Origin of the sequence: Hymenobacter antarcticus (assembly GCF_039539545.1) — a bacterium.
GTDB classification, from domain to species: domain Bacteria; phylum Bacteroidota; class Bacteroidia; order Cytophagales; family Hymenobacteraceae; genus Hymenobacter; species Hymenobacter antarcticus.
Genome location: NZ_BAABDI010000006.1, coordinates 61,946 through 87,345 on the forward strand (window position 1 = coordinate 61,946; position 25,400 = coordinate 87,345).

23 protein-coding genes are annotated in these 25,400 nt (G+C 59.3%); 13 read left to right on the forward strand and 10 right to left on the reverse strand.

The features are described from left to right. Positions 1–93 precede the first annotated feature (93 nt). The gene (locus ABD819_RS06455) at positions 94–1,575 is read left to right on the forward strand and encodes an alpha/beta hydrolase-fold protein (RefSeq protein WP_345122249.1); all 1,482 of its coding nucleotides are present in this window, start codon (positions 94–96) and stop codon (positions 1,573–1,575) included. Between the two features lie 421 nt (positions 1,576–1,996). Here ABD819_RS06455 and ABD819_RS06460 read toward each other — a convergent pair whose 3' ends face one another. Together ABD819_RS06460 and ABD819_RS06465 are read right to left on the reverse strand one after the other, a co-directional pair. Next, complete coding sequence (locus ABD819_RS06460; protein WP_345122251.1) at positions 1,997–2,626, reverse strand: AlbA family DNA-binding domain-containing protein; 630 nt, start codon at positions 2,624–2,626, stop codon at positions 1,997–1,999. Positions 2,627–2,734: 108 nt separating this feature from the next. Further along, complete coding sequence (locus ABD819_RS06465) at positions 2,735–3,154, reverse strand: DUF3127 domain-containing protein (protein ID WP_345122253.1); 420 nt, start codon at positions 3,152–3,154, stop codon at positions 2,735–2,737. Positions 3,155–3,283: 129 nt separating this feature from the next. On the opposite strand from ABD819_RS06465, the gene ABD819_RS06470 reads away from it, so the two are divergent. Next, a complete protein-coding gene (locus tag ABD819_RS06470; protein WP_345122255.1) occupies positions 3,284–4,207 on the forward strand; it encodes an isoaspartyl peptidase/L-asparaginase family protein in 924 nt (307 codons plus the stop codon). 78 nt (positions 4,208–4,285) lie between these two features. Here the strand turns inward: ABD819_RS06470 and ABD819_RS06475 are convergent, their stop codons facing one another. Beyond that, on the reverse strand, positions 4,286–5,209 hold the full coding sequence (locus ABD819_RS06475) for a cyanophycinase (protein WP_345122257.1): 924 nt from the start codon (positions 5,207–5,209) through the stop codon (positions 4,286–4,288). A 109-nt stretch (positions 5,210–5,318) separates the two neighbouring features. After that, the gene (locus ABD819_RS06480) at positions 5,319–7,142 is read right to left on the reverse strand and encodes a M1 family metallopeptidase (protein WP_345122259.1); all 1,824 of its coding nucleotides are present in this window, start codon (positions 7,140–7,142) and stop codon (positions 5,319–5,321) included. A 400-nt stretch (positions 7,143–7,542) separates the two neighbouring features. Between ABD819_RS06480 and ABD819_RS06485 the strand changes: the two genes are divergently transcribed. From ABD819_RS06485 to ABD819_RS06495, 3 genes are all read left to right on the forward strand, one after another. Next, a complete protein-coding gene (locus tag ABD819_RS06485) occupies positions 7,543–9,306 on the forward strand; it encodes a L,D-transpeptidase family protein (protein ID WP_345122261.1) in 1,764 nt (587 codons plus the stop codon). Positions 9,307–9,665: 359 nt separating this feature from the next. After that, positions 9,666–10,388 carry a helix-turn-helix domain-containing protein gene (locus ABD819_RS06490; protein ID WP_345122263.1) on the forward strand — a complete coding sequence of 241 codons (723 nt, stop codon included), beginning with the start codon at positions 9,666–9,668 and terminating at the stop codon, positions 10,386–10,388. Positions 10,389–11,296: 908 nt separating this feature from the next. Further along, positions 11,297–11,482: a hypothetical protein gene (locus ABD819_RS06495; RefSeq protein ID WP_345122265.1), complete on the forward strand. Its 186-nt coding sequence runs from the start codon at positions 11,297–11,299 to the stop codon at positions 11,480–11,482. Between the two features lie 110 nt (positions 11,483–11,592). On the opposite strand, the gene ABD819_RS06500 is transcribed toward ABD819_RS06495, so the two are convergent. Then, complete coding sequence (locus tag ABD819_RS06500) at positions 11,593–12,078, reverse strand: hypothetical protein (RefSeq protein ID WP_345122267.1); 486 nt, start codon at positions 12,076–12,078, stop codon at positions 11,593–11,595. 153 nt (positions 12,079–12,231) lie between these two features. Beyond that, the gene (locus tag ABD819_RS06505; RefSeq protein WP_345122269.1) at positions 12,232–13,725 is read right to left on the reverse strand and encodes a DEAD/DEAH box helicase; all 1,494 of its coding nucleotides are present in this window, start codon (positions 13,723–13,725) and stop codon (positions 12,232–12,234) included. Between the two features lie 451 nt (positions 13,726–14,176). Here ABD819_RS06505 and ABD819_RS06510 point away from each other — a divergent pair, with 451 nt between their 5' ends. Together ABD819_RS06510 and ABD819_RS06515 are read left to right on the forward strand one after the other, a co-directional pair. Continuing rightward, on the forward strand, positions 14,177–14,689 hold the full coding sequence (locus ABD819_RS06510; protein WP_345122271.1) for an NUDIX domain-containing protein: 513 nt from the start codon (positions 14,177–14,179) through the stop codon (positions 14,687–14,689). A 150-nt stretch (positions 14,690–14,839) separates the two neighbouring features. Further along, complete coding sequence (locus ABD819_RS06515; RefSeq protein ID WP_345122273.1) at positions 14,840–15,253, forward strand: hypothetical protein; 414 nt, start codon at positions 14,840–14,842, stop codon at positions 15,251–15,253. A 472-nt stretch (positions 15,254–15,725) separates the two neighbouring features. Here ABD819_RS06515 and ABD819_RS06520 read toward each other — a convergent pair whose 3' ends face one another. Next, positions 15,726–16,130 (reverse strand): hypothetical protein, encoded by a 405-nt coding sequence (locus ABD819_RS06520; RefSeq protein ID WP_345122275.1) that lies wholly within the window; start codon positions 16,128–16,130, stop codon positions 15,726–15,728. Next, the gene (locus tag ABD819_RS06525; protein WP_345122277.1) at positions 16,127–16,543 is read right to left on the reverse strand and encodes a hypothetical protein; all 417 of its coding nucleotides are present in this window, start codon (positions 16,541–16,543) and stop codon (positions 16,127–16,129) included. The genes ABD819_RS06520 and ABD819_RS06525 overlap by 4 nt, the downstream gene beginning before the upstream one ends. Before the next feature lie 399 nt (positions 16,544–16,942). Between ABD819_RS06525 and ABD819_RS06530 the strand changes: the two genes are divergently transcribed. Further along, positions 16,943–18,175 carry an isocitrate dehydrogenase (NADP(+)) gene (locus ABD819_RS06530; RefSeq protein WP_345122279.1) on the forward strand — a complete coding sequence of 411 codons (1,233 nt, stop codon included), beginning with the start codon at positions 16,943–16,945 and terminating at the stop codon, positions 18,173–18,175. A 187-nt stretch (positions 18,176–18,362) separates the two neighbouring features. Here ABD819_RS06530 and ABD819_RS06535 read toward each other — a convergent pair whose 3' ends face one another. Then, positions 18,363–18,956, reverse strand: coding sequence for a hypothetical protein (locus tag ABD819_RS06535; protein ID WP_345122281.1), 594 nt, complete (start codon positions 18,954–18,956; stop codon positions 18,363–18,365). Positions 18,957–19,185: 229 nt separating this feature from the next. Between ABD819_RS06535 and ABD819_RS06540 the strand changes: the two genes are divergently transcribed. The 4 genes from ABD819_RS06540 (at position 19,186) to ABD819_RS06555 (ending at position 23,072) form a co-directional block, all read left to right on the forward strand. Then, a complete protein-coding gene (locus ABD819_RS06540; protein ID WP_345122283.1) occupies positions 19,186–19,422 on the forward strand; it encodes a hypothetical protein in 237 nt (78 codons plus the stop codon). Positions 19,423–19,439: 17 nt separating this feature from the next. After that, positions 19,440–20,351 carry a UDP-2,3-diacylglucosamine diphosphatase gene (locus ABD819_RS06545; protein ID WP_345122285.1) on the forward strand — a complete coding sequence of 304 codons (912 nt, stop codon included), beginning with the start codon at positions 19,440–19,442 and terminating at the stop codon, positions 20,349–20,351. 146 nt (positions 20,352–20,497) lie between these two features. Further along, the gene (locus ABD819_RS06550; RefSeq protein ID WP_345122287.1) at positions 20,498–21,526 is read left to right on the forward strand and encodes a glycosyltransferase family protein; all 1,029 of its coding nucleotides are present in this window, start codon (positions 20,498–20,500) and stop codon (positions 21,524–21,526) included. A 67-nt stretch (positions 21,527–21,593) separates the two neighbouring features. Continuing rightward, positions 21,594–23,072 (forward strand): GH1 family beta-glucosidase, encoded by a 1,479-nt coding sequence (locus ABD819_RS06555; RefSeq protein WP_345122289.1) that lies wholly within the window; start codon positions 21,594–21,596, stop codon positions 23,070–23,072. 31 nt (positions 23,073–23,103) lie between these two features. Here ABD819_RS06555 and ABD819_RS06560 read toward each other — a convergent pair whose 3' ends face one another. After that, the gene (locus tag ABD819_RS06560) at positions 23,104–23,736 is read right to left on the reverse strand and encodes a hypothetical protein (protein ID WP_345122291.1); all 633 of its coding nucleotides are present in this window, start codon (positions 23,734–23,736) and stop codon (positions 23,104–23,106) included. Between the two features lie 141 nt (positions 23,737–23,877). On the opposite strand from ABD819_RS06560, the gene ABD819_RS06565 reads away from it, so the two are divergent. Further along, complete coding sequence (locus ABD819_RS06565) at positions 23,878–25,389, forward strand: 3' terminal RNA ribose 2'-O-methyltransferase Hen1 (protein WP_345122293.1); 1,512 nt, start codon at positions 23,878–23,880, stop codon at positions 25,387–25,389. The last annotated feature ends 11 nt before the right edge of the window (positions 25,390–25,400 follow it).

Genomic DNA, 25,400 nt, shown 5'->3' on the forward strand with positions numbered 1-25,400 from the left:
GCGTTACTTTGCCTGATGCTTTCAGAAATCCTCAGCCCCCATACGGCAACTTCCGGCCCCCGGCTGGTTCGGGCGATACTTTCTTCCCAATTTTTGGGACGTGAAGTAGAGCTGAGCGTGCTGCTGCCTCCGCTGCCGGGAGGCACGGCTCCCTATCCGGTTTTGTACCTCAACGACGGCCAGGACCTGGAGCAGCTCCAGCTGCCGGCCACGCTCGCGGCCCTGTACTCCCGCCAGGCGGTGCGGCCCTTCGTGCTGGTGGCCATTCACGCCAATGAGCAGCGCGTGCAGGAATATGGTACGGCCGGTTACCCCGATTTCAACGGCCGGGGCAGTCAGGCAGCTACTTATTCCGATTTTATTTTGCGAGAGCTATTGCCCTATTGTCAAGGTAATTACGAGGTTTCTGCCGCGCCGGAAGACGCGGTGATGGCGGGCTTCTCATTGGGCGGGCTCTCGGCCTTCGACCTGGTGTGGCACCACCCGGAAGCATTTACCAGAGCCGGGGCTTTCTCGGGCTCGTTTTGGTGGCGGCGGCGTGCCGTGGGGGCTGGCTACACGCCCGCCGACCGCATTATGCACGGCCTGGTGCGGGCGGGCCGGCCGCATCCGGCGCATAGCTTCTGGTTCCAGACCGGTAGCCTCGACGAGCGCAACGACCGCAACGAAAACGGAGTCATCGACTCGATTGAGGACTGTCTGGATTTGATGGAAGCCCTGATTCACAGTGGCCTCAACGCCCGGCAATCCATCCGCTACGTGCAGGTGGAGGGTGGCCACCACCACCCCGATACCTGGGGCCGCGTCCTACCCGATTTTTTGCTCTGGGCTTTTGGGCAGGCGGAAGCTTCGGCCACGCTGCCCCAACCGCTGCCCGTGGTGCGGCTGCAGCTCGACCCGACTCTGGCGCCCGCTATTCTGCCCCCTACGGCCACTGTTGCGCCAGAACCGGCCGCAGTTCCGCTGGTTTTGTCCCCGCCCGCCAGCCCGGCAGCGCAAATTTTGCCGGCCGATGCCATCTTTGCGTCTCATCTAATAACGTCCGTTATGCCCATTACCCGCCCCGTCGAAGGTGATTTTTTGCCGTATTCTGCCGGCTACATCAACCTGGTGCCGCTCGACGCGGACCCACGCCAAACTCTCCGTACCCAGCCTCAGGAAATTCACGCTGCATTTGCTGGTCTGAGCGAGGAGCAAGCGGAAAAAACCTATGCTCCCGGCAAATGGACCCTCAAGGAAATGCTGCTGCATCAGATTGATTCTGAGCGGGTATTCGCCTACCGGGCCATGCGCTTTGCCCGGGGCGACAGCCAGGATTTGCTCGGTTTCGAGCAGGATGAATATGTGGTCCACAGCGCGGCCAATGCCCGCACCGTGGCCAGCCTGCTGGCCGAGTACGATGCTACCCGCGCCGCCACGGTGGCCCTGTTTGACAGCTTCACCGAGGAACAGCTGAACCGGCGCGGCACGGCCAACGGCGGCCCCGCCACCGTGCGGGCCTTGCTCTACATCGTGCCCGGCCACGAGCGGCATCATCTCAATATCATTCGGGAGCGTTATCAGCCCATCTTGTAGGTATTTTCAGTAAAGTTTCTACCTTCGCCCGGTACAACACCACGGCTCGGCCGTGCGTTGAAATACTCAGAATAGTACTTTCACCTTCATACACCTTTCAATCATGGCCAAAGCGCAGGACGCCCGCAAAGAAAAAAAGAAAGAACCCGTTAAAACCACCAAAGAGAAAAAGGCAGACAAAGACGAGAAGAAAGTGGCCCGCGCCCGCAAGCAGGAGTAGTTTGAACCGCGGATTCATCGGATTTTCCGGATTTTGTGGCTGGCATCGTTCTCAATCAGCCGCGAAATCCAACCGCAAAAGAAAAGCCTGCTCAACGAGCAGGCTTTTCTTTTGCCCCTCGGCACCAAGTCTGGCGGCCACAAAATCCGAGTAATCCGAGTAATCCGAGTAATCCGATAAATCCGCGGTTCAGACAAAGGTCTAGAGCGTGTAATACGGCTCCTTTTCCTTGTCGTGATGGCGGAGGTAGCCATGCAGCACCAGTTTAATCAGGGTCTGGTAAGCGCGGCGCTTGCCAAAGTTCACCAGCTTCATATACTGGGCCAGGGTGATGCGCGGATGGGTTTTTAAGTAGTCCAGCACCGTCAGCTCCTGTTTGCTGAGGGGAATTTGTTCGAAGCGGGACTCCTCCGGCTGTTGGCGGGCCAGTAGTTTTTCGGTGAGGCCGCTGGTTTGCACGCTGGCGTCGCGCACGCGCACGTAGCCGCGCCAGTCGCCGGGGGCTACCTGGGCCCGGTGCGGCTTGTCGGGACTTTCGGGCACGGTCACGACCAGCACGGTGCGGCCATCTTCCTCCAGCTCGCGGTAGTGCAGGGTGGTCAGCGGCGGCTCGATATAGTGCTGGGCGGCATCGCGCAGCACAAATAATTCTTCCTCGGCGTCGCGCACGCCCACCACGCGGCCGGCGTCGTCGACTCCGACCAGCACGTGCCCGCCCCGGGTATTGGCCAACGACACCAGGGTCCGGGAAATTCGGTGGGGATGCGTGGTTTTCTGCTTGAATTCCAGCTCCTCGCTCTCGCCCCGCGCTATTAGCTCCAGTAGATTCATGCGCTGGTTTACGAAGTATCGGCCAATAAAAATGCCGTCTCTTCTTACAGAGACGGCATTTTTAGTCAGGATGCCGGGCCGCGAAACGGACCGAACGGGTGACGCGCCTTAGAAGGGCAGGTCGTTGTCGTCGTCGCCCGCGATGGGAGCGGCCGAAGGCTGGGCGCGCAGCGTGGGGTTCTGGTTCTGAGCGGCCGGGCGGGGAGCCGCCTGCTGCTGCTGACCACCGCCGTAGCTGGCACCACCGGCACCGGCAGTCTCAATCTTCCAGGCTTCGAGGTTGGTGAAGTACAGCATCTGGCCGTTTTTGTTGAAGCCACGGCCGCGGAGGTTGAAGGTCACCTTCACTTCGTCGCCCATTTTGAACGGGTCGATGAGGCTGGTTTTATCCTGAACCATCTGAAACTTAATATGCTCGGGATACTGGCCGTCCTGGACTTCCAGCACGAACTCACGCTTGCGAAATTTCTCGCTTACCTGCTGTTCGTCAAAGATTTCGTGCAGCCGGCCGGTTACGTCGTATGCCATAAAAATGGGGTGTTTTTTGATTTGTAGACTTGAACATCAAACCTACGAAAAAAAACGTAAGCGGCCCGCCTGCCGTTCCCTGCGGCTACCTTTGAAACTTCATTTCTTCGCTTTTTCACTCCTTATTATATGTTCGCACTCGCCATCCACGGCGGAGCCGGCACTATTGCCCGCGCCTCGCTTTCGCCCGACGACGAAAAGCGCTACCGCACCGCCCTCGAAGCCGCCCTCGCCACGGGCTACGACTTGCTGCGTGACGGAGCCGCTGCCCTCGATGCCGTGGAAGCCGCCGTGCGCAGCCTCGAAGACTGCCCGCTGTTCAATGCCGGCCGCGGGGCCGTGTTCACCCACGAGGGCCATCATGAAATGGATGCCGCCCTCATGAGCGGGCACAACCGACTGGCCGGGGCCGTGGCCGGCGTGCGCCGGGTGCAGAACCCCATTAGGGCTGCCCGGCTGGTGATGGAGCAGACCGAGCACGTACTGCTCAGCTACCCTGGAGCCGATGAGCTGGCCCGCGAACACGGCCTGCCCCTGCAGCCCGTGGAATATTTTTTCACTCAAAAGCGCTATGACCAATTGCAGGATGCCCTTGCGGTAGGTAAAATGCAGCTCGACCACGCCGCTGACCCCAACTGGAAAAAAGGGACCGTGGGGGCCGTGGCCCGCGACCAGCACGGCCACCTGGCCGCCGCCACCAGCACCGGCGGCATGACCAACAAGCGCTATTCCCGCATCGGCGACACGCCGCTCATCGGGGCCGGTACTTGGGCCGACGAGCGTTGCGCCATCAGCTGCACCGGCAACGGGGAGTATTTTATTCGGGCCGTGGCGGCCTACGACGTGGCCTGCCTGATGGAGTACAAAGGCCTGTCGCTGGAAGAAGCGGCCCGTATTGTGGTGCAGGACAAGCTGGCGCCGGTGGGCGGCGAGGGCGGCCTGATTGCCGTGGACGCGGCCGGCAACGTGATGCTGCCGTTCAACTCGGAAGGCATGTACCGCGCCAGCCGGGTAGAAGGTGGTGCGTCAACGGTGGCTATCTATAAGGAGTAGAAGGTCGCAAAAAAAGGTGAGCGGCTGAATCAGCCGCTCACCTTTTTTTGCGAGTTATTGCGGTAGCTCGTGGATTGGTTACGCCACGGGCGAGCTGGGGGCAGCGGCTACCGGCTGCGCCGAATGAGTGACCTGCGCTTCTTTGCTGACGTAGAATTTCCGCTCGCGCATATCGTACACATTGCCTTTGGCCAACACGTGCATCGTCACGTTCTCGATGGAAAGCACCGTACCCTTCTTGGCGGCCGCGGCGTTGTTGTGCTGGATATGATGGCCGTCGAGGATGATAACGAGGTTAGAGCCAATGGTTTCTACCAGGTTTCCTTCGGTGATGAGCACCCCGGTGTCTTCGCCCAGACCAATGCCGATGAGCTTGGGATGCAGCGCCACCGACTCGATGAGCCGGCCGAAGCGGCCGCGCTTCACAAAGTGCGAGTCGATGATGGCGGCGGGCAGCAGGCCCAGTCCGGTGCCCATTTTCACGGCTCCTTTGAGAAGGGCATCGGGCACGGAACCGCCGCGAATCATGAGCTGCGACATGGCCATGGCCCCAGCGCTGGTGCCGGCAATCACGAAGTTGGGCTCGGCGAAGTAGCGCCGGGTCATGTTGGTGAGGAACTCCGTGTCGCCGAACATCTCGCGCAGGCGCGACTGGTTGCCGCCCGAAAACATGACCACATCGGCGGCCAGCAGCCGCTCCAGGTACTCGGGCTGCCGGGCATCTGCGGGCGTGCGAATGTCCATGATGCCCACGTTCAGGCAGTTGAGCATGGCGTAGGAGCCCGTGTAAACCGGGCCGACTTCCTCGGGAATCATCGAAGCCGTGGTGATGACTTCGATACGGGGGTCGAGCTTGCCCGTTTCGAGCACGATACGCTTGAGAATGCCCAACTCAAAAAAGTTGAGGTAGTATTTGCGGCGGGTCCGGGGGTTGGGGTACGTGCCCTTGTCCTCGTTGCCGCCGATGGCGATGAGCTTGCCGAGCGGGATGATGGTTTTCAACGGATAGCGGAAATTACTGAAAGATGCGGAACAGGTGGCGCTCACTAGCAGCCGGTGGGAGTGGAGTGCCGGGCAAAGTTCGGGCCGGATGACCAAACGGCCACGCTAGCTAGGGCCGGGCCGCCAGCAACGCATCGAGCGTGCCGGTCGCTACGGAGTGATAGTTGGGGCGGGCTTCCTTGTAGATAGCCCAGGCGCGGGCCGCCCCATCGGGCCGGGCAATCAGCGCCCGGTAGAGCGGCACCAAAAACTTGCGTCGCCCCACGTGCCGCAGAAATTTTTCCAGGGCTGGGGCCGCGGCAGCGTACTCCGCCCGGATGGTATGCGGAAACCAGGCCGTCAGGATTTCGGCATTGCCAGAAGTCGTAAAGTGGAATGCCGTCTCCAGCGTCTCCAGTTGCCCGGCCGTCAGGGTAGGCGGGAGGCCTTGGAGGAAATACACCCACTCGTGGCTGCTCCATTCGGCCGTGTCGGCCCGGAGGGTGATGGGGGAGGTGCCGCTTTTCAGGCGGGCCAAGGCGTCATCTACCAGCTCGAAGCGGTGCGACGTAACGGCCGGCGCATTGGGCGGCAGGCCGGGGCCATCGACCCAGGCGGCCAGCTGCAGCCGGTCTTCCAGGCCGGGCTCCTTGTCCAATAGCTCGGCCCGGAGGTAGTGCAGAAAGGTAGCCGTATCCATGGCCTGAAAGCTGAAGCGGGCGAAGTACTCCTTAATAAAGGTGTCGAGGCGCGGCCGGCCGATAAGGGCTTCCAGCGTCAGCAGGAGGGAGCAGCCTTTCTCATAGGCTATTTCGGTAAGGCCCTCATCGGGGTCACGGCCGGCCAGCGCCAGGTGCAGGTGGGTGTCGGGGCTGGCCACCCCAATTTCTGCGATGGTGTGGTGCAGGGCTGCCCGCCCCAGCACCTGCAGCATGTCGGCATACTCGCGGCCATACAAATGTTCCATGATGCGCCGCTCGAAATACACCGTGAATCCTTCATTCAGCCAGAAATCATTCCACGTTGTATTTGTAACCAGGTTGCCCGACCACGAATGCGCCAGCTCGTGCGCCACCAAACTGGTGAGGCTGCGGTCACCGGCCAGAATAGTCGGTGTTACAAATGTTAATCGAGGGTTTTCCATGCCGCCGAATGGAAAGCTGGGTGGCAGCACCAGCAAATCGTAGCGCTCCCAGCGGTAGGGGCCGTACAGCTCTTCGGCCGCCGCCACCATGTGTTCGAGGTCGGCAAACTCGTGGGTGGCTACCGGCAGCGTGGCCGGCTCGGCGTAGATGCCGGTGCGGTTGCTCAGCGGCGCGAACACGAGGTCGCCCACGGCCAGCGCCATGAGGTAGGCCGGAATGGGCTGGCTCATCCGGAAATGATACGCGCCAGTTGCGTTCAGCTGCTGCGGGTTCTCGGCGCTCATCAGGGCCAGCAGGTGGGCCGGCACCCGCACCCGGGCCTCGTAGGTGAAGCGGATGCCCGGCGAGTCCTGACACGGCAGCCAGGTGCGCGCCAGAATAGCCTGCGACTGCGTGAACAGGAAGGGCTGGCTACCGGCCGTCTGGGCGGGGAGCAGCCATTGCAGGGCCGCCGCCGTGGGTGCCGTGTGGTAGTGAACGCGGAGGGCGGTGGTGCCGGGGGCCAGCGGCACCCGGAGCGCCTGCCCCAGGGTGGGGTCGGGAGCGTCGAGCGAGAAAGCCGTTTCGAGGGCCTGACCGGTTTCGTCGATGTGCTCCACCTTCTCAATGGTCAGGTCGCGGGTGTCGAACACCACCTCCGTGGCTGCGACCGATGGGGCGAGGTGCCAGGTAGCGCTGCCCGCCAGGGTGCGGCTTTCAAAATCAACCGTCAGGTCGAGGGCCAGGTGGTGGGCCCGGATTGGGCTACTGCCGGCATAGCTGTGCGGGTCGGTGGGCAGGCTGATGGGGAGCGAAGCGGGAGTTGACATAAACTGAGGGGATGAGCGAACAGAGGTGGCAGCCAAAAAAAGGGGCATAGGCCGCCAAAGTAAGCAGCCGCTAGTTATCAGTGTTTGAAAACCTGAATGCGTCGGCCGCTTTAACGTCTCATTTTTTGGTGATTAACCCATAGCCATGCCATGCCTTGCCTGGTGATTTAGAGCCGTTCGCAATTACTCCTGATTCGGTTAACTCACTGACCCAAGGGCTCGCAGCCCGAAGTTGGCATGATTACGGCCCTGGCATGGGCGGGCTGTGCACCATAGTGACGTACTTTGTGACCGGACTACTGACGAAGCAGTCCGGCGCAACCCCACGTTTGGCTTGGCAGTACAATGCCCGGCTTACGGCGAATGCCGGAGCTTCTTTTCGTTCGCTTTATTTTACTCAATGTCCCTGTTCCTTCGTTTTACTTCCCTGCTGTGGGTGCTGCTGCTGGCGGCCATTGGCAGCGCCACCTTGCAAGCCTGTGGCTCCGGCTCCGATGGGGGCCAGTCGGCCTCCGGTGCCAGTGCCGGCAACTCATCCGGAACGGCCGGTGCGCAGCCACTCATGGATAGCACCTACCTCATCAAGACCTTTCGGGCCGAGCCAGCTTTTAAGGCCCAACTCCTGCCTGCCCTCCGCTTTTACCGGGAGCGGGGTTTCCGTCTTGGGTGGTTCAAAGACCACAAGCCCGTGCCGAAGGCCCAAACCCTGCAGGATATTATAGCTAAAGCGGCCGATGAAGGCCTTAATGCTAAAGACTACCAGGTTAAGGATTTAAAGCAGCTTTTTTCAGAATTGGCCAAGGTCAGTGACGACTCTGCGCGTCGTACTGCCCTGGAACGCCAGATTGATGTAGCCCTGACCGGGACGTACATGAAGTGGGCAAACGACTATTACCGGGGCATCGCCAACCCCCGCGATACCAAGAGCACGGCCTGGCAGGTGAAGCCCAATAAAATTAAGCTCAACAAAGCCCTGCTGACGTTTCTGGGCGACCGCAAAAGCCGCTACAACTACTACGAGTTTGCCCCGCTGCACCCCGAATACGACCAGCTGAAAAAAGCCCTGGCGGCCTACCGCGCCCAGGAGCGGGCCGGTGGCTGGCCCACGCTGCCCCCCACGCTTGCCCTAAAGCCCGGCGATACTTCGCCGGCCGTTGCCTCCCTGCGCAAGCGCTTGCTCAATAGCGCTGGCGGCTCCGAAGCCAGTACGTCAGCCGCGCCCGCTACGGCCCCAGCGACCGGAGTGGCCCCAGCGACCGCAGCTGTTCCGCCTGCCCAGACGTACGACCCCGAACTGGTAGGTGCCGTGAAGCAGTTTCAGCAGGATGCCGGCCTGAAGGCCGATGGCATCGTGCGGGGCGAAACCCTGCGCCAGCTCAACGTGCCCATCGGCTCGCGCATCGACCAGCTTATCCTCAACATGGAGCGCTGGCGCTGGCTTCCCAAGCGCTTCGAGCCGAGCTACCTTTTGGTCAATATTCCGGAGTACACGCTGCACGTAATCGAGGACAACAAGGAAGCCTTCAACATGCGCGTGATTGTGGGCAAGGTGCTGCACGAGACGCCCGTATTCAGCGACATGCTGGAGTATGTGGTGCTGGCCCCGTACTGGAATGTGCCCTTCAGCATCATCGACAAGGAGCTGCGCGGCAAGCTGACGGCCAACCCCAACTACCTCGACCGCCTCGATATGGAAGTGGTGAAGGGCTACGGTCGCAAGGCCGAAGCCATTGACCCCAGCTCCGTCGACTGGGCCAACGTCACGCAGGAGACGTTCAAATACACCCTACGTCGGCGGCCTGGGCCTAAGAATGACCTAGGTGACGTGAAGTTTATCTTCCCGAACTCCAACGATATCTACCTGCACGACACGCCCCACGACGAGCTGTTTTCGCAGAGCAGCCGCAGCTTCAGCCACGGCTGTGTGCGCGTGGCCGAGCCGATGAAACTGGCCAGCTACCTGCTTCGCAACCGCCCCGAGTGGGACCAGCAAACCATCATGGACACCATCGCCACGCGCCGTGAAAAGTACATTACCCTCAAGGAGAAGCTGCCCGTGTATTTAGTCTATTTCACCGCCTGGGCAGATGAAGCCGGCCATCCCCGCTTCCGTGATGATATCTACGGTCTGGATAAAAAGCTTGCCCGCGAATATTTTGATTAATCGATAAACTGCGCTCCATCGACTGCTGCCAATGGGGTTGCGGTCGGGGGTGAGTTACCTGAAGAGCCCGGCAACTGTGAAGTTGCCGGGCTTTTTTGTTCCCGCGACTGAGCCGAAGTACTTCCTGCGTGAGTGCGCGGAACTCACCTTGCCGGGCCTTCGGGATAATCGTTGCCAAGCCGATTTACAGCGCTTTTCTGGTGGTAACAAATGTATCATTCGTGGCTTATATCAGCTGTTTACATTTATGCCAATGTATATGTGTTCTGTTTATGGTATCAAATGTAAATTATTATTGGTGGCAGCAATCCGTGCTGCCAATGATTTTAAGCTCTACATTTGTAATCTAACAGATTGAAATGGTTGAGCGAATCAGAACCTTGCTGGAAACCCGGCAGCTAACTCCTACCCAGTTTGCCGACCTCATCGGCATTGCCCGGCCCATCGTGAGCCATATTCTATCGGGTCGGAACAAGCCCAGCCTGGAGGTAGTGCAGCGTATTCTGGCAGCCTTGCCCGAACTATCGATGCCCTGGCTGCTCAATGGTACCGGCTCCATGTATGGCGTGAGTGCGGGCACGCCCCCAAGTGTGCCCCAAAAGCCGGAAATAAAGGCTGTTGCAGTAGCGGACGAGGCTCTTGGTGCAGCATCAGTTACCGTGCTCCCCGCGCCTGCCGTTGTCTCCCCACCGGTTTTGCCGCTCCCAAATCGCGAAAAGCAATTTAATGCCTCATTATCAGCTGGTAGCCCTGCCTCAGGCCGGGTGGGAGAAGGAGCCGGAACTCCGAAGCGTTTCACTCGCAAAGCCGTTTCGCCCCCATCAGCACCGGCAGGTATTATCACTGAGCCATCGCAAGCCGCGCCGGTTCCAACTGTTCAAGCTCAGCCTTCCACCCAATCACAAGCCACTTCGCCGGTAGTGCCTGTCGGTGCTCCCACGCCTGCTGCCGAAGCGTCCCCTGCACTGGTGGCTAATTCAGAATCCATTGCTACAGCGCTGTTTGCCGGGGCTGAAAAGCCTATTCGGAGGATTGTGATTTTCTACCGCGACGGTTCCTTCGCCGACTACCAGCCCGAATAAGGCCGCCATTTTTCAGGCTTGAGCCAGACGCTATTTATAGCTGAAGGAATATGGCTGTGTGGTAACCTTTCCGCAGCCCCTGGAGCGCCAAGCTGCCCTGAAAAAACGGATTATTCACCGGGGGATTTAGCCTGGCGCGATGAGGCAACTCATGTCTGCTGGCAATGATAAGCGGAGTATTATGCTCTGCCAGTTGAACTCATGGCAGCTGGTAGAGTCTTCATGTCCGAGGCCGAAATCACGGGCCTTGGTCGGGGAAAGTATAAGTTGTCATGGTATGTTGGCAGCGTCTGGGAAAAGATTTTCTGGTTTCGTTTTTCATCCTAAAATTACTAATAAATACTATATGTAGTTGCATAGTTTGCTAACGCTTGAGGCCTTATTTTAGGGAATGAATATTTTTTAATAAAAATTTCATAACTACTTAATCGTGAATTATTTCGTGTATACTAATAAAATGCTTGGTTTAATAGTAAATCAATCAAATGCCGGATTTTAGCTGGCTGGAATCAGAGGTAGAATCATCATGTTATTAGTAGGCTTGCCACTGTTGGGACAGGCTTAGCCTAAAATTCTGTGCTAAGCTTATTGACATATTGCTGCATGATAAAAGTCATAAATGCATCTGGGGTAGTGACGACCCAATGCTAATGAGCTGAGCCCACTCTCCTGCATAAAGGCCTGCCACAAAACCCTTCGTTGAATTGGAAGCAGAGAATATGCGTTGTTCAGGCTCCTCTGTCTGAATCTACCGGTGATATGCCGCACCCATACCAGTTGAATTCCTTGGTTGACAATTGTAAATGGCAGGTAAAGCACCGGAATTCTTTACCCTTCGTAGCACTGTAGGCAGGTGCTCACGGCAGCGAGTGGTTGTTCGTTTGGCGACGAGAGGTTACCTTCGTGGTATGAAACTGACCCGCACGAATCTCTGGTTGGCCGCCGCCGCGGCAATGCTCCTGACGGCCTCTTGCTCCCAGGCCCCCGATGCCGCTGAGGCCGAGAAAGACCCCAGCGCCGACGCCGCTTACAAGCGCGCCCACCGGGCCGAGGGCTACCGCGAAGCCCAGCGCTCCAACGTTACCCGTAACTAAACTATCCATCCGGTCGGCATCTGCTCAGTCGATGCTGTTCGGTGCGACATGAAAAAGCCCCCGCCAAAATCTGGCGGGGGCTTTTTCATGTTTTCTCTATTTGGTTTTTTCTAGCTGGCAGCCACCAGAGCCGGAGTGGGTACCGGAGCCTCATCGAAGCTGGGCAGGCTAATTCCCGCGAGAAGGTCGTGCTCCAGCAAGTCGGCCCAGGTGCGGAGGTAGAGCACCACGTCGTCGCGCTGGTTGTGGCGCAGAGCGTCACGGCGCTCAAAGGGGATAGCGGCTCGGATAGTGGGGTCGGATATGCGTTCGAGGTGGGTTAGGTCGGCGCGGGAAAAGCCGAGGGCCAGCATCTCGTCAATGGTCTGGTCGATGGGCAGGCCGCTGGTGGGGCAATAGTCAATAATCTGACGCTCCCAGTCGCCGTAGCGCTGCATGGCGCGGGCATGGATTTCGGCCTTGGTGAGCCGGGTGATGGTCTGGGCGAGATGGCCGCAGTTGCAGCTGCCCATGTGGCCCCACTGGTAGGGAGCAGTAGCGAGGCGGTGGGCCGTGGCGCGCAGGGCCTGGATAACGGGAAGCGTGGACTGAGCCATAAGGAACGACGGGGGATGAATCAGGAGCGAATTAGCACGTAATCTGCCCTAAAAAGCAACACGGCCCGGAAAAAGTTTTCCGGGCCGTGTTGCTTTTTTATCAGTCATTGGGGGCATCGTTCATGCCTGGCTCAGCATGGCCAGCGAGCTTCCTTAGAAGGAGCCCCGGCGCGTGCCGCCCGCATCGCCGCGACGACGGCCGCCCTGGTCGCCACCTTCGCGGCTGCCGCCCACGTTCACGCGGGCCCCGCCGCTACCGAAGCGGCGGGCAGTATCCGACTGGCCACCGCCGGCCGGAGCCGCCGGTCGGCTACGCTCGCCGCCGCCGCTGGGCCGACCGCCACCCTGGCCGCCACTCGGGCGCCCGCCGCCCTGGCCACCGCCCGAACGACCGCCGCCGCCCTGGCCGCCTTCGCGGGGGCCGGAGCGGGCCGGACGACCAGCCGGGCCCTTGGGCCGGATGATGCGCTCGTTGCCGTGCAGCATAACGGGCTTGACGCGGCCCGTCACGAACGGATGCTCGGCCTCGATGTCAATCTGGCGGCTGATGAGCTTCTGGATATCCTGGAGATAGGCGCGCTCCTCATCCTCCACGAAAGAGAAGGCGGTGCCGAAGGCCCCGGCCCGGCCAGTGCGGCCGATGCGGTGCACGTAGGTTTCGGGCTCGTTAGGGATTTCGTAGTTGATAACGTGGGTCAGCTCGTCCACGTCGATGCCGCGGGCGGCGATGTCGGTAGCCACCAGCACGCGGGTGCTGCCGGCTTTGAAGTTGGAGAGGGCGCGCTGGCGGTGGTTCTGGCTCTTGTTGCCGTGGATGGCTTCGGCCGGAATCTGGTTGGCGGCCAGGGCTTTCACCACTTTATCGGCCCCGTGCTTGGTGCGGGTGAAGACGAGCACGCGCTTGATTTCCTTGTCCTGCAGGATGTGGCGGAGCAGGGCGGGCTTGTCGTTGTTCTCAACGAGGTACACCGATTGCGTCACCGTATCGGCGGTGCTGCTGACGGGCGTCACGGCCACGCGCACCGGGTTGGGGCGCAGGATGGTACCGGCAAGCTCCTGAATCTGGCCGGGCATGGTGGCCGAGAAGAACAGGGTCTGGCGCTTGGTGGGCAGCTTGGGCAGAATACGCTTGATGTCGTTGATGAAGCCCATGTCGAGCATGCGGTCGGCTTCATCAAGCACGAAAACTTCCACTTGGCGCAGGTCCACGAAGCCTTGGTTCATGAGGTCGAGCAGGCGGCCGGGAGTGGCGATGAGTACCTCTACGCCGCGCTTGAGCTGCGCAACCTGCGAGCCCTGGCTCACGCCGCCGAAAATAACGGTGTGGCGAATCTGGCTCAAGTGGCGGCCGTAGGCGCCGAAGCTTTCGTTGATTTGGATGGCCAGCTCACGGGTAGGCGTGAGCACGAGGCAGCGGATGGCGCGCTGGGCGTGGTTCGAAACCTGGGCCGTGCGGTGCAGCACCTGCAGGATGGGCACGGTGAAGGCCGCCGTTTTGCCGGTGCCGGTCTGGGCCACGCCGAGGAGGTCTTTGCCTTCCAGAACGTGGGGAATGGCCTGCTCCTGGATAGGAGTAGGGGTGGTGTAGCCTTCTTCTTTGAGGGCTTTAAGAATGGGGTCAATCAGGTTTAAATCGTCAAACGTCATGTTGAGGGGGTAATTGGGCGCACTACAAACCGTTTCTTCCGGCACGTCATGCTGAGCGGAGTCGAAACATCTCGCGTGTGGCAGCAATCCTTTTCTTGCGATTGAATTACTGCCCCGAGCGAGATGCTTCGGCTTCGCTCAGCATGACGTGCCTTTGGCTACAGGCGCTTCGTGCTGAAATAAATTGTTGGTGGACAGTCGTCCACAAAATGGGGGTTGAGCCTGCGCGGTTGCACAGGCGGGCATGGCCACGCCGGACGAAGCCAGGCGTGGGCGGGGTGGGGCGGCTCGTCGGAGGCCGACCGATTCCCTGAATGAAGAGGAATTGGAGTGAGGTGCGCTTACTTCGCGGAGACAGCCGAGGCGCGGGGCTTTGCCCGACGCGGCCGGGCAGCGGGCTGCTCCGACGGCGGCCCTGGTGTCGACAAAGGTACAACACAGTAATCCGAACATGCAGATTATCGAGCGCAGCCGGGTCTTCAATGGCCACTACAAAGTCAACCAGCTAATCGTTCAGGACGGCGAGCACCAGCTCCGGCGCGAGCAATTCGCGCCCGGCAAAGCCGTGGCCGCGCTGGTTTACGACACCGCCCGGCAGGTGTACGTGCTCACCCGCCAGTTCCGCATCGGCCCGGAAGCCGACATCCTGGAAATCGCCGCCGGCATGATTGACGGCGAAGAAGCCCCCGAAACCGCCGTGCGCCGCGAGATTCACGAGGAGCTGGGCTACGAAATTGATAAGCTGGAAGAAATCGTGTGCATCTGGCCCTCGCCGGGCACCAGCTCCGAGGAAATCACCGTGTACTACGCCGAAGTGAGCCACCGCACCGGCGAAGGTGGCGGGCTGGCCGAGGAACACGAGCACATCGAAATGGTGGAGCTGAGCTGGGAAGCTTTGGTAGCGGAGCCGCTGCGCGATGCGAAGACGGTAATTGCGGTGCAGTGGGTGCGGCTGCGGGGGTAGCAGGAAGGCAGCCTCTTTTTGGCTGGCCTGCTTTAAGGGGAAGCTTACAAATAGGCTGTATGAACCGACTTACGGCCAAGTGTACCTCGACCGTCAGCGGAAAGCCCAGAACCAGGAAAATAGTAAAACTGCCACTTCTGAATACGTGAAATGATACAAAACAAACTTTGGAAAAAAGTGGTGGCCGCATACCTGCCTGTGGTAGTATTCTTACCAATTTATGTTTTTTATTTAGATATATATTATACATATGTTGAAGATGTGCCCCTCGAAAACAAAAATTTTGGCTTTGTGCTACTTGCCGTTTTATTCATTGTTAGAAGCATAAATTTATCAAAGCTTCCAAAATCTAATTCTTATATGGATTTATATAATTTGAATAAAGTGTTCTTTAATATGGTTTGCCTTTTAGCGTCTTGGTTGCTGATTGGTAACATTATGGCCCTAATGGAGTTAATTGCTCCATTCAGAGATAATATGATTGTTCACATATTTATAATATTTTTTGTATCATTTATCTTGTCAGGCTTCGCTTCATCAACTCTTATGCGTGGAAGTGATTGAGCAACGTACGGTCTGTAAGCTTCCCCAAAAGCAGGCCAGCCGAAACCAGAGGTTCTTGGAGCAGAAGCTCTCGACAACCTCACTACTGCGCAGCGGGCAAATTCAGCAGGTACTCAAACGTCTGGTACAGCTTGGCGTCACAACTGTTCGCCTCCCGCTCCTGCAGGTCCATTTTGGGCTAAGGAGCAGGCACTGGGCTTGGTAGAGGTCGCGGCGCTGGTGCCAGTGGCACGGCGGCGGGGGCAGTGGCTCAACTAATGGGCTGGCGCAAAGTGCCGCCACGGCGTCATCGTCTACGCGTGAAGTAGCAACGCCTTGGGAAGGGGGCTGAACCTGGAGGGCAGCCAGCATTCACTGGGCATTGAGCACAGCATATATTTATAGAAGCTAAGCCAAAAAATATAGTAGTAATCAGTTTTATCGCAAATGTGGCTATAGCCTCTCTAGCAATCATAATCGACTTCTATATAAATTAAAATAATGTTCCATTTTTATATTTTGCAGCTATCACCATGAGAATGAAGCCAATGACTAGTAGGATTATAAAAGTGCGCTGCCCCCGTTGAATTATATTTTGGTTTTCATCATCTGATACGAAAAACTCTACCTCATCAATTTTCCAAGTGAGGAGATTCACAGGCAAATAAATAATTGCTAAAACAAGAACATAATATATTCTAGAATTAGGGATATCTACCATCAACTCATACTTACCAGAAATACCAATGTATACGCTAACTACAGTCAGAAGGTATATCCAAAGCACTACACAAAATGTTGCTTTAGCAATAAACAATACAGCACTATTGCCTGAGTAAATCATTGTTACTCTAGAACGAACGTATAGTGAAGCGATAAGGATATTAATTTGTCTCATTGTAAATTAACTCTATTAGGGTCTACGCGCAAAGTGTCTAATACCCGGTTTGACTGGAAAGTATCAATTTCTTGATCCAATTTACGAAACATTGCATCCTTGGCTCCGGAAACGTCGAGGAACCCAGCCGCCACTCCAATTAATGGATTAACCTTTGCGGCTACAAGTGTTATGTCAAGGGTTGCTTTTAAGATATTTCCTGTGGTAGGATTCTGAACAGCTTCATAAGTCGATTTTATAACAGATACAATTCCAGTCGCCTTACCTACTTTATCAATCACTTTACCAACAGTCTCAAATCCTTTAGCACCTTCACTGGCTTTATCCAGAGCTTTAGCAGCCCCCATAATGACAGCTTGAGTATCATTCGAAAGACCAAGAGTGTAAGCTTCCCCATAAAGTGGGCCAGTCAAAAGTAGAGGTCCTGCGCAAGCATTGCTGCGCGGCTGGCAGCGTCAGCTTGTAATCGAACGTCTGAAAAGCTTCGAGTCGCGGATGCTCACGGTTAGCTCCTGCGGGTCTATTACGGAAAAGGGGATGAGGGCTTTGGCCTGATTGAGTTCGCGGCCGAAGAAACTGTTGGCACCGAGAAGTAGATTCTTAGTCACTTGGAAACGGTAAAGCCTCAATTTTGGTAGTCAATGCCTACCTCAGATGAATAACTTTGTATTGCAGATGGTTGGCTTTATACGAGCCCGTTTTTTGGAAACTAGCGGCAGTTTTACTGCTACACCCAAAACAGATACTCAAAACACGTACCACAGCACCGCGCAATGTGCTGAAATTGAACCACCCACCACCACCTAGAAGTAATGACCAAAATCAAAGTAGCTAACCCCGTAGTGGAGCTTGATGGCGACGAAATGACGCGCATCATCTGGAAATTCATTAAGGACAAGCTGATTACCCCGTACCTGGAGCTGGATATCAAGTACTACGATTTGGGGATTGAGTACCGCGACGAAACCAACGACCAGGTGACCATCGACGCCGCCAATGCCATTAAGCAATACGGCGTGGGTATCAAGTGCGCCACCATCACGCCAGACGAGGAGCGGGTGAAGGAGTTCAACCTCAAGCAGATGTGGAAGTCGCCCAACGGCACCATCCGCAATATTCTGGACGGCACCGTATTCCGCGAGCCGATTGTGATGAGCAACGTGCCCCGCCTGGTGCCGAACTGGACCGCGCCCATCTGCATCGGTCGCCACGCGTTCGGCGACCAGTACCGCGCCACCGATTTCGTGACCAAAGGCAAGGGCAAGCTCACCATCACCTTCACGCCCGAGGACGGCGGCGAAGTGCAGTCGTTCAACGTCTTCGACTTCCAGAGCGACGGCGTGGCCCTGGCCATGTACAACACCGACGAGTCCATCCGGGGCTTTGCCCACGCCTGCTTCAACCAGGCGCTGAGCAAAGGCTGGCCGCTGTACCTGAGCACCAAAAACACCATTCTGAAGAAGTACGATGGCCGCTTCAAGGACATCTTTCAGGAGATTTACGAGCAGGACTACCTCGCCAAGTTCAAGGCCGCTGGCATCATTTACGAGCACCGGCTGATTGACGACATGGTGGCCTCGGCCCTGAAATGGAACGGCAACTTCGTGTGGGCCTGCAAAAACTACGACGGCGACGTGCAGAGCGACACCGTGGCCCAGGGCTTTGGCTCGCTCGGCCTGATGACCTCCGTGCTGGTGACGCCCGACGGCGGCACCATGGAAGCCGAAGCCGCCCACGGCACCGTGACCCGCCACTTCCGCGACCACCAGAAAGGCAAACCCACTTCCACGAACCCCATCGCCAGTATCTTCGCCTGGACGCGGGGCCTGGAGTTCCGCGGCAAGCTGGACGATAACCAGCCGCTCATCGACTTCTGCCACGCGCTGGAAGCGGTGTGCATCGAAACCGTGGAAAGCGGCAAAATGACCAAGGACCTCGCGGTCTGCATCCACGGCAACAAGGTGGAGCACGGCCGCGACTATCTCTACACTGAGGAATTCCTGGCTGCGCTGGATGAGAATCTGAAAGCCAAGCTAAGCAAATAGTACTTCCGGTTTATTGCGAAAAAGCCCGTCTGGAGAACCAGGCGGGCTTTTTTGGTTTATGAGTAAGCCGTTGGAACGCTCCGGTCTGACCGCCCTAGGCGGTCCGACCGGTCGTCGTTGTTTACCGGAACGTGCTTACGACAACCGGTCGGACCGCCCAGGGCGGTCCGACCGGCGCAACGCCTTGTTACTGCGCGGCGGGCAGCGCCAGCGTGTAATCATAGGTTTGGTAGAGCTTCGCGTCGCGGATGCTCACGTTGAGTTCCTGCGGGTCCATTTTTGGGAAGGGGATGACGGCTTTACCCTGGTAGAGGTCGCGGCCGAAGAAGCGGCCGGTGGCGGGAGCCAGGGTTTGGGCGAAAACCTCCTTACCGGCTTTATCGGTGGCGGTGAGGGTGAGGTTGGACATCTCCACGCCTTTGGGACCCTGGCGGTGGACGATGACGATGAGCGCGCCGCCGGCCGGAATAGCGGTTACGCGGCGCTGGTAGGTGGTATCGGCCCAGTCGTGCAGCTTTTTGAGGGCCGTAATTTCGGTGAGCATGTCATTGTAGGAGCGGTAGCCGAGGCGGGTGAAGGAGCCGTCGACGTCCTGCTCCTCATCGGTGTTTTTAGTTACGTTTTGCACGTAGGGCGACTCGGCGTCCCGCTGGGCGAAGGCGTAGCGCTTGCGGCCTTTGGCGGCTTTGCCAGTGGGCTGGGCCAGGGCAACGGTACCGGCGCAGAGCGTGAGCAGGCCCACAGTAAGAATATGGCGGGCCAGGCGGGGTAAAAACTGCATAATGTGAGGTAAAATGAGGAATGAAATAAGGGGATAGCCGACCTACGAATAATCGGGCCAACAAAGAAACGGAAACCTGGCTAAAATCTGGTGCCTCACCGCTGCTATAAAATTGGACTGCGGGCCTGGCGAGCAGTGTTACTTAACGTTAATATGGCCGTAATGAGGGCTTCACACTAGCCATCGAACTTTGAAAGCAGGATTATCACCGGTTTTTAAACTTCCTGCTATGTACTTCCCGGCTTTGATTTCGGGGCTGCGCCGTCTGGGGCGCTGGCTCGTGTACGAGTTGTTTCATGTGGCACTGTGGGTGGCCTTCGTGCTCCACACTTTGGGCAGCCTGCGCTCGGCCTTTGGGGGCGGGGGCGCGCTGGCTCCGGCCGGTCGGCGGGGGCCCGCCATCCGGCCGCGCCGTTCGGTGGGTCCGGCCCGCGGGGGGCGTTTCACTCAGCCGGCCGCCGCATGAGCGTAGTGTCTGTCGCGATGCCCGATACTATTCTGATTATTCCCGCCGAACCCGCTAAGCCCAAGGCCCGCCGCAAGCGCCGGGTGCAGGTGGCCGTCATCAGCGACGTGCACCTGGGCACCTACGGCTGCCACGCCACGGAGCTGCTGCGCTACCTCAAGAGCATCCGGCCGCAGGTGCTGGTGCTCAACGGCGACATTGTCGACATCTGGCAGTTCAGCAAAAACTACTGGCCGCCGGCCCACATGCGGGTGGTGCGCTACCTGGCCGGTCTGGCCGCCAAGGGCGTCAAAATTCATTACCTGACCGGCAACCACGACGAGCTGCTGCGCAAGTTCGCGGGCCTGAAGCTGGGTAATTTCCGCCTCGCTAACAAGCTGGTGCTCGACCTGCCCCACGGCCGCACCTGGCTGTTTCACGGCGATGTGTTCGACGTGACCATGCGGCACTCGCGCTGGCTGGCCAGGCTCGGCGGCCACGGCTACGATTTGCTGATTCTGATAGACCGCTTCGTGAATTACCTGCTGGCCAAGCTGGGTCGGTCCCGCGTGGCCCTGAGCAAGCTGGTGAAGGAACGGGTGAAATCGGCCGTATCGGCGGTGAGCAAATTCGAGGAAACCGCGGCCGCCATCGCGGCCGATGAAGGCTACCGCTACGTGGCCTGCGGGCACATTCACCAGCCCGAAATCATGACGCTGCACACGGAGAAAGGGGAGGTGATTTACCTGAACTCCGGCGACTGGGTCGAAAACCTGACGTCGCTGGAGTACACGGCCGAGGCCGGCTGGCAGCTCTATTATTACAGCGATGACCCGGCCATGCAGCAAGCCGCGGAGGCGGAAGTCGCGGATGCGGCGGAGGAGCTGGCCAACGCGAATCCGGCGCAATTGCTGGAAGGGTTGTTGGCCGAGTTTAAGATTAGGGCGTAAAGGCAGATGTTCGCCTGTAAAGAGAACGTCATGCTGAGCGCAGGCGAAGCATCTCTACCGCTTCGTTGTGAAAGCAATTAATTACTCTCGCGGTAGAGATGCTTCGGCTACGCTCAGCATGACGTTCTGAAAAAAAACCCCTTTAAATGTCCCGAATACTCTACGCCATCCAGGGCACCGGCAATGGCCACCTTAGCCGCGCGCTCGATGTGGTGCCGCTGCTGCAAGCCCGCTGCGAGCAGCTTGATATACTGGTGAGCGGCCCGCCCGCCGATTTGCCACTGCCTTTTGAGGTGAAATACAAGGCCCAGGGCATGGGCTTCGTTTTTGGTAAAAAGGGCGGCATCAACTTCGTGAAAACCTTTCTGCAATTCAACTCGGCTAAGTTTCTGCACGAAATAAGGCACCTGCCGGTAGAAAGCTACGATTTGGTAATCAGCGACTTTGAGCCGGTGAGCAGCTGGGCCTGCAAGCTGCGCGAAGTGCCCTGCGTGGCCCTCAGCCACCAGAGCGCGGTGCTCAACCCCGCCGCCCCCCGCCCCGACAGCGAGGACCCCGCCGGCCGCGCCGTGCTGAAGCACTACGCGCCCAGTACGGCGCAGTACGGCTTTCATTTCCAGCGGTATGCGCCGGAGATTTCCACGCCCGTTATCCGCCAGCAGGTGCGCGAGCTGAGCCCTGTCAACGATGGCCATTACACGGTGTACCTGCCGGCCTACGAGGAAGAAATTCTGGTGGAGCGCCTGCAGTACCTGAGCCGCAGCGTGCGCTGGGAGGTGTTCAGCAAGCACAGCCACACGCCCGCCGAATACGGCAACGTGCGGGTGTGGCCGGTGAGCGGCACGGATTTTCTCGACAGCCTGGCCCGCTCGGCCGGCGTGCTCTGCGGGGCCGGTTTCGAAACCCCGGCCGAAGCGCTGTTTCTCGGTAAAAAGCTGCTGGTGATGCCCATGAAGCAACAGTACGAGCAGCAGTGCAACGCGGCGGCGCTGGCCAAAATGGGCGTGCCCGTCATCAAACACTTCAAAGACAAAAACCTGGATAAAGTGGACCAGTGGCTGCACCAGGACGATACTATTCCGGTTGACTACCCCGACCAGACCGCCGCCGTGCTCGACCAGCTGCTGCGGGAGCAATTGCAGCGGAAGGGTGTTGGGACGTCTATGCGTTCTTGAAGAGCGAAAATGAACGTCATGACGTTCGGGCTATTCTACTTATTTCTAATTGCTCCGCGCCCCGCGCATGATTAAACTACCCGCCAACTACCACGAGCCGCTACCGGCGGCCTTTTATCCCGCTTCAACTCCACTGCCGTTTTCCCGCTCCGATTTCGGTCTCGATTTTCACTGGGGTGCGGCGGCGGCGGCGTACCAAACGGAGGGCGCGTGGCAGCATCAGGGCAAAGGCCCGAGTATCTGGGACGATTTTACGCGCCGCAAGGGCACCATCCGACGCAATGAGCACGGGCGCGTGGCCGCCGATTTCTACAACCGCTACGAAACCGACCTGGACCTGGCACGCGGCCTGGGCCTGACTGATTTTCGCTTTTCGGCGGCCTGGGCGCGGGTGCTGCCCGAAGGCCTGGGGGCCGTGAACCGCCGCGGTCTCGACTACTACGACCGGCTGGTGGATGCCTGCCTGGAGCGCGACCTGCGGCCCTGGCTCACGCTCTACCACTGGGACTTGCCCAGTGCCCTGCAAGCGCGGGGCGGCTGGACCAACCGCAGCATCGTGGGGTGGTTTTCAGATTATGCCCAGGTCATGGCCCGCCGCCTCGGCGACCGGGTGCAGCACTGGGCCGTGCTCAATGAGCCCATGGTATTTGTAGGGGCCGGACACCTGCTGGGCGTGCATGCGCCGGGCCGGCGGCATCTGGGGGCCTTTTTGGCAGCGGCCCACCACGCCACGCTGGCCCAGGCCGAAGGCGGCCGCGCCCTCCGCGCCATGCTGCCCGACTCGGCCCGGATTGGCACCACGTTTTCCTGCTCGCACCTCACGCCGCACCGCCCCGGCAACGCCCTCGACGAGGCCGCCACCCGCCGCGCCGATGCCCTGCTAAACCGCTTTTTTGTGGAGCCCACACTCGGCCTGGGCTACCCCGTAGCCGAGCTGCCCGCCCTGCGCTGGCTGCTGGAACGGTACGTAAAGCCCGGCGACGACCAGCGCATGAAGTTCAGCTTCGACTTTTGGGGCGTGCAGAACTACACCCGCGAAGTAGTAAAATTCTCGCCCTGGCTGCCCCTGCAATGGGCCACGCTGGTGCCCGCCAAGCAGCGCGGCGTGCCCTACACGGATATGGGCTGGGAGGTTTACCCCGAGTCGATTTACCACATGCTGAAGCAGTTTGCCGCTTACCCCGATGCCCCAAAGCTGCTGGTAACCGAAAGCGGCTCAACGTTTCCGGACGTGGTGCAGGATGGCCGCGTGCCCGACGCCGCCCGCCGCGCCTACCTGCAAGCGGCCATCGGCCAGGTGCTGCGGGCCCAGCGCGAGGGAGTGGACGTAGGCGGCTATTTTGCCTGGAGCCTGACCGATAATTTTGAATGGGCCGAGGGCTACGGCCCGCGCTTTGGCCTGATTCATGTCGATTATGAAACCCAGGAGCGGACGGTGAAGGACTCGGGGCGCTGGTATCAGGCGTTTCTGGGCGGGGCAGGGATGAACCAGGAGCGGACTGCGGATAATGCGGCCCGTACCGGCAATCAGTCTCATGCACAATGAGTTTGCTGTAGAAACACGATGCGGCGCAGCGCTACAGCAGCATAGCGCGGCTGCTCAGGAAATGTTCAATCAGCTGCTCCGGCTGCTGCTCATCAAACTCGCCGAAACCCAGCACGAAAGCCGGCGCGGGCTGCACAAATTTGATGGCCTCGTGCACCGCTTTCAGGTAGGGACTGATTCGGGCTTTATCACCTTCGGCGGCGACAAACTCCTTGTCCCAGCGCAGCAGCTCGGGGTCTTTGCGCACCAGGAACGGGATGACGAAGGGAATAAACCGGCTGAAAATCGGGTTTTCGTCGCTGGTCAGCCGAGTATCGGGCCAGACGTGAAACTCCGCGAACGAAGCCGGTGGCACCAGCACGAATTGCGCTTTTTCGAGCGTCATTTCCGCGAACAGCTCGAAGCGGTTAGGCTGGGCGTAGAACTGCGCATAGGCCGTGTACCACACCGAAATGCCGACCGGATTCACCAGTTGGTAGGGATGGAAAGTGCTGGCCACGCCCAGCCCCCCGTGATTCCCGATAATAAGGCTGAACAGTTCCCCAAACTTATCTAAATCAGTCGATTGCCGGTACGGCTGGTTGGTGAGGCCGTAGAGGTAGAAGCAGGCAAAGTCGGCAAGAGCAGGGCCGGTGGGCGGAGTGGCAGGAGTGGAGTCGGGCACGGGAAGCAACGGTAATAAGAGGGGAGAAACGGGCCGAAAAAAGGCTTTGCAGCTCACAAACCTACTTCCCATCCTGCAACCCCGCTGCACGCTGGCCGGGGCCGTGCTACATTCGGGCTCCCGCTTTTCCGGCTTGAACTCATGCTGCTCACCATCACCACCACCTACCAGCCCGCCACCGACCTGGGCTACCTGCTCCATAAGAATCCGGCCCGCCTGCAAAGCGTGGAGGTAGCCGGCGGCCAGGCCCACGTTTTCTACCCCGAGGCCACGGCCGAGCGCTGCACCGCCGCCCTGCTGCTCGACCTCGACCCCATCGGCCTGGTGCGCGGCCGGGGCGGCGCGCCCGGCGAAGGCTTCGCCCTGGAACAATACGTGAACGACCGGCCCTACGTGGCCTCGTCCTTCCTGAGCGCAGCCCTGAGTAAAGCCTTCGGCACGGCCATGAATGGCACCTGCAAAGACCGCCCGAACCTGCCCGCCGAGGCCCTGCCGCTGGCCGTGAAAGTAGCGGTAGTCTCCGCGCCCGGGCCCGACTGGCCCCGCCGCCTCTTCGAGCCGCTGGGCTACGAGGTGGAAATCGAAACCACCCCGCTCGACCCCACCGTGCCGGAGTGGGGCGATAGCCGCTACTACACCCTGCACCTGCGCCACGCCGGCCTGCGCGTGCAGGACGTGCTCACCCACCTCTACGTCCTGCTCCCGGTGCTCGACAACGACAAGCACTACTACATCGGCGAAAACGAGGCGGAGAAACTGCTGCATCGCGGCGGCGACTGGCTGCCTCAGCATCCGGAGCGTGGGTTTATCACGCGGCGGTATCTGCGGTACCTGGCGGCGTATGTGAACCCGACGCTGGAGCGGCTGATGGAAGGGGATGAAGTCGAAATCCCCAACGAAACCTCACCCCCTGACCCCCTCTCCAAAAAAGAGGGGGCACCGGTTCGTGAGGATGATTCTGCTGCTGAACCCGTCAAAGGCATTTCTGGTGCCCCCTCTTTTTTGGAGAGGGGGTCAGGGGGTGAGGTTGACGCGGGGGAGCGCCTGAGCCTCCACGACCAGCGCCTCCAGCAAGTGGCCCACGAAATCTACCAGCTCGCGCCCAAGCGCGTACTCGACCTGGGCTGCGGCGAAGGCAAGCTGCTGCGCCTGCTCCTGCGCCAGTCCAAAATCGAGTACATCCTCGGCATGGACGTATCGCACCAGGCCCTCACCCGCGCCGCCCAACGGCTGCACCTCGACGAGATGCCCCCGCGCCAGCGCGCCCGTATCGACCTCATCCAGGGCTCGCTGCTCTATCGCGACGAGCGCCTCGCCGGCTTCGATGCGGCGGCCCTGGTCGAAGTCATCGAGCACCTGGACGAAAACCGCCTCGCCGCCCTCGAAGCCGTGGTGTTTGGCCAGGCCCGCCCGGCGCATGTCTTCGTCACCACCCCCAACGCCGACTACAACCAGCTCTTCGAAAAGCTCAACGCCGGCGAATTCCGCCACACCGACCACCGCTTCGAGTGGTCCCGCGCCGAGTTTGCCGCCTGGGCCGTCGGCGTGGCCGGGCGGCACGGCTATCAGCTGCGGCTGGTGGGCATGGGGGAGGAGGTGGCAGGCGTCGGCGCGCCTTCGCAGATGGCGGTATTTGGGTTGGATGCGAGCTAGAGAATGCCGAT

Excerpts from the sequence above, each read along its gene's own strand:
- ABD819_RS06460 (WP_345122251.1), bottom strand. The coding sequence starts at position 2,626 with ATGAATCTACTGGAGCTAATAGCGCGGGGCGAGAGCGAGGAGCTGGAA.
- ABD819_RS06465 (WP_345122253.1), bottom strand. The coding sequence starts at position 3,154 with ATGGCATACGACGTAACCGGCCGGCTGCACGAAATCTTTGACGAACAG.
- ABD819_RS06470 (WP_345122255.1), top strand. The coding sequence starts at position 3,284 with ATGTTCGCACTCGCCATCCACGGCGGAGCCGGCACTATTGCCCGCGCC.
- ABD819_RS06480 (WP_345122259.1), bottom strand. The coding sequence starts at position 7,142 with ATGTCAACTCCCGCTTCGCTCCCCATCAGCCTGCCCACCGACCCGCAC.
- ABD819_RS06485 (WP_345122261.1), top strand. The coding sequence starts at position 7,543 with ATGTCCCTGTTCCTTCGTTTTACTTCCCTGCTGTGGGTGCTGCTGCTG.
- ABD819_RS06490 (WP_345122263.1), top strand. The coding sequence starts at position 9,666 with ATGGTTGAGCGAATCAGAACCTTGCTGGAAACCCGGCAGCTAACTCCT.
- ABD819_RS06495 (WP_345122265.1), top strand. The coding sequence starts at position 11,297 with ATGAAACTGACCCGCACGAATCTCTGGTTGGCCGCCGCCGCGGCAATG.
- ABD819_RS06500 (WP_345122267.1), bottom strand. The coding sequence starts at position 12,078 with ATGGCTCAGTCCACGCTTCCCGTTATCCAGGCCCTGCGCGCCACGGCC.
- ABD819_RS06505 (WP_345122269.1), bottom strand. The coding sequence starts at position 13,725 with ATGACGTTTGACGATTTAAACCTGATTGACCCCATTCTTAAAGCCCTC.
- ABD819_RS06510 (WP_345122271.1), top strand. The coding sequence starts at position 14,177 with ATGCAGATTATCGAGCGCAGCCGGGTCTTCAATGGCCACTACAAAGTC.
- ABD819_RS06515 (WP_345122273.1), top strand. The coding sequence starts at position 14,840 with ATGATACAAAACAAACTTTGGAAAAAAGTGGTGGCCGCATACCTGCCT.
- ABD819_RS06520 (WP_345122275.1), bottom strand. The coding sequence starts at position 16,130 with ATGAGACAAATTAATATCCTTATCGCTTCACTATACGTTCGTTCTAGA.
- ABD819_RS06530 (WP_345122279.1), top strand. The coding sequence starts at position 16,943 with ATGACCAAAATCAAAGTAGCTAACCCCGTAGTGGAGCTTGATGGCGAC.
- ABD819_RS06535 (WP_345122281.1), bottom strand. The coding sequence starts at position 18,956 with ATGCAGTTTTTACCCCGCCTGGCCCGCCATATTCTTACTGTGGGCCTG.
- ABD819_RS06540 (WP_345122283.1), top strand. The coding sequence starts at position 19,186 with ATGTACTTCCCGGCTTTGATTTCGGGGCTGCGCCGTCTGGGGCGCTGG.
- ABD819_RS06545 (WP_345122285.1), top strand. The coding sequence starts at position 19,440 with ATGCCCGATACTATTCTGATTATTCCCGCCGAACCCGCTAAGCCCAAG.
- ABD819_RS06550 (WP_345122287.1), top strand. The coding sequence starts at position 20,498 with ATGTCCCGAATACTCTACGCCATCCAGGGCACCGGCAATGGCCACCTT.
- ABD819_RS06555 (WP_345122289.1), top strand. The coding sequence starts at position 21,594 with ATGATTAAACTACCCGCCAACTACCACGAGCCGCTACCGGCGGCCTTT.
- ABD819_RS06565 (WP_345122293.1), top strand. The coding sequence starts at position 23,878 with ATGCTGCTCACCATCACCACCACCTACCAGCCCGCCACCGACCTGGGC.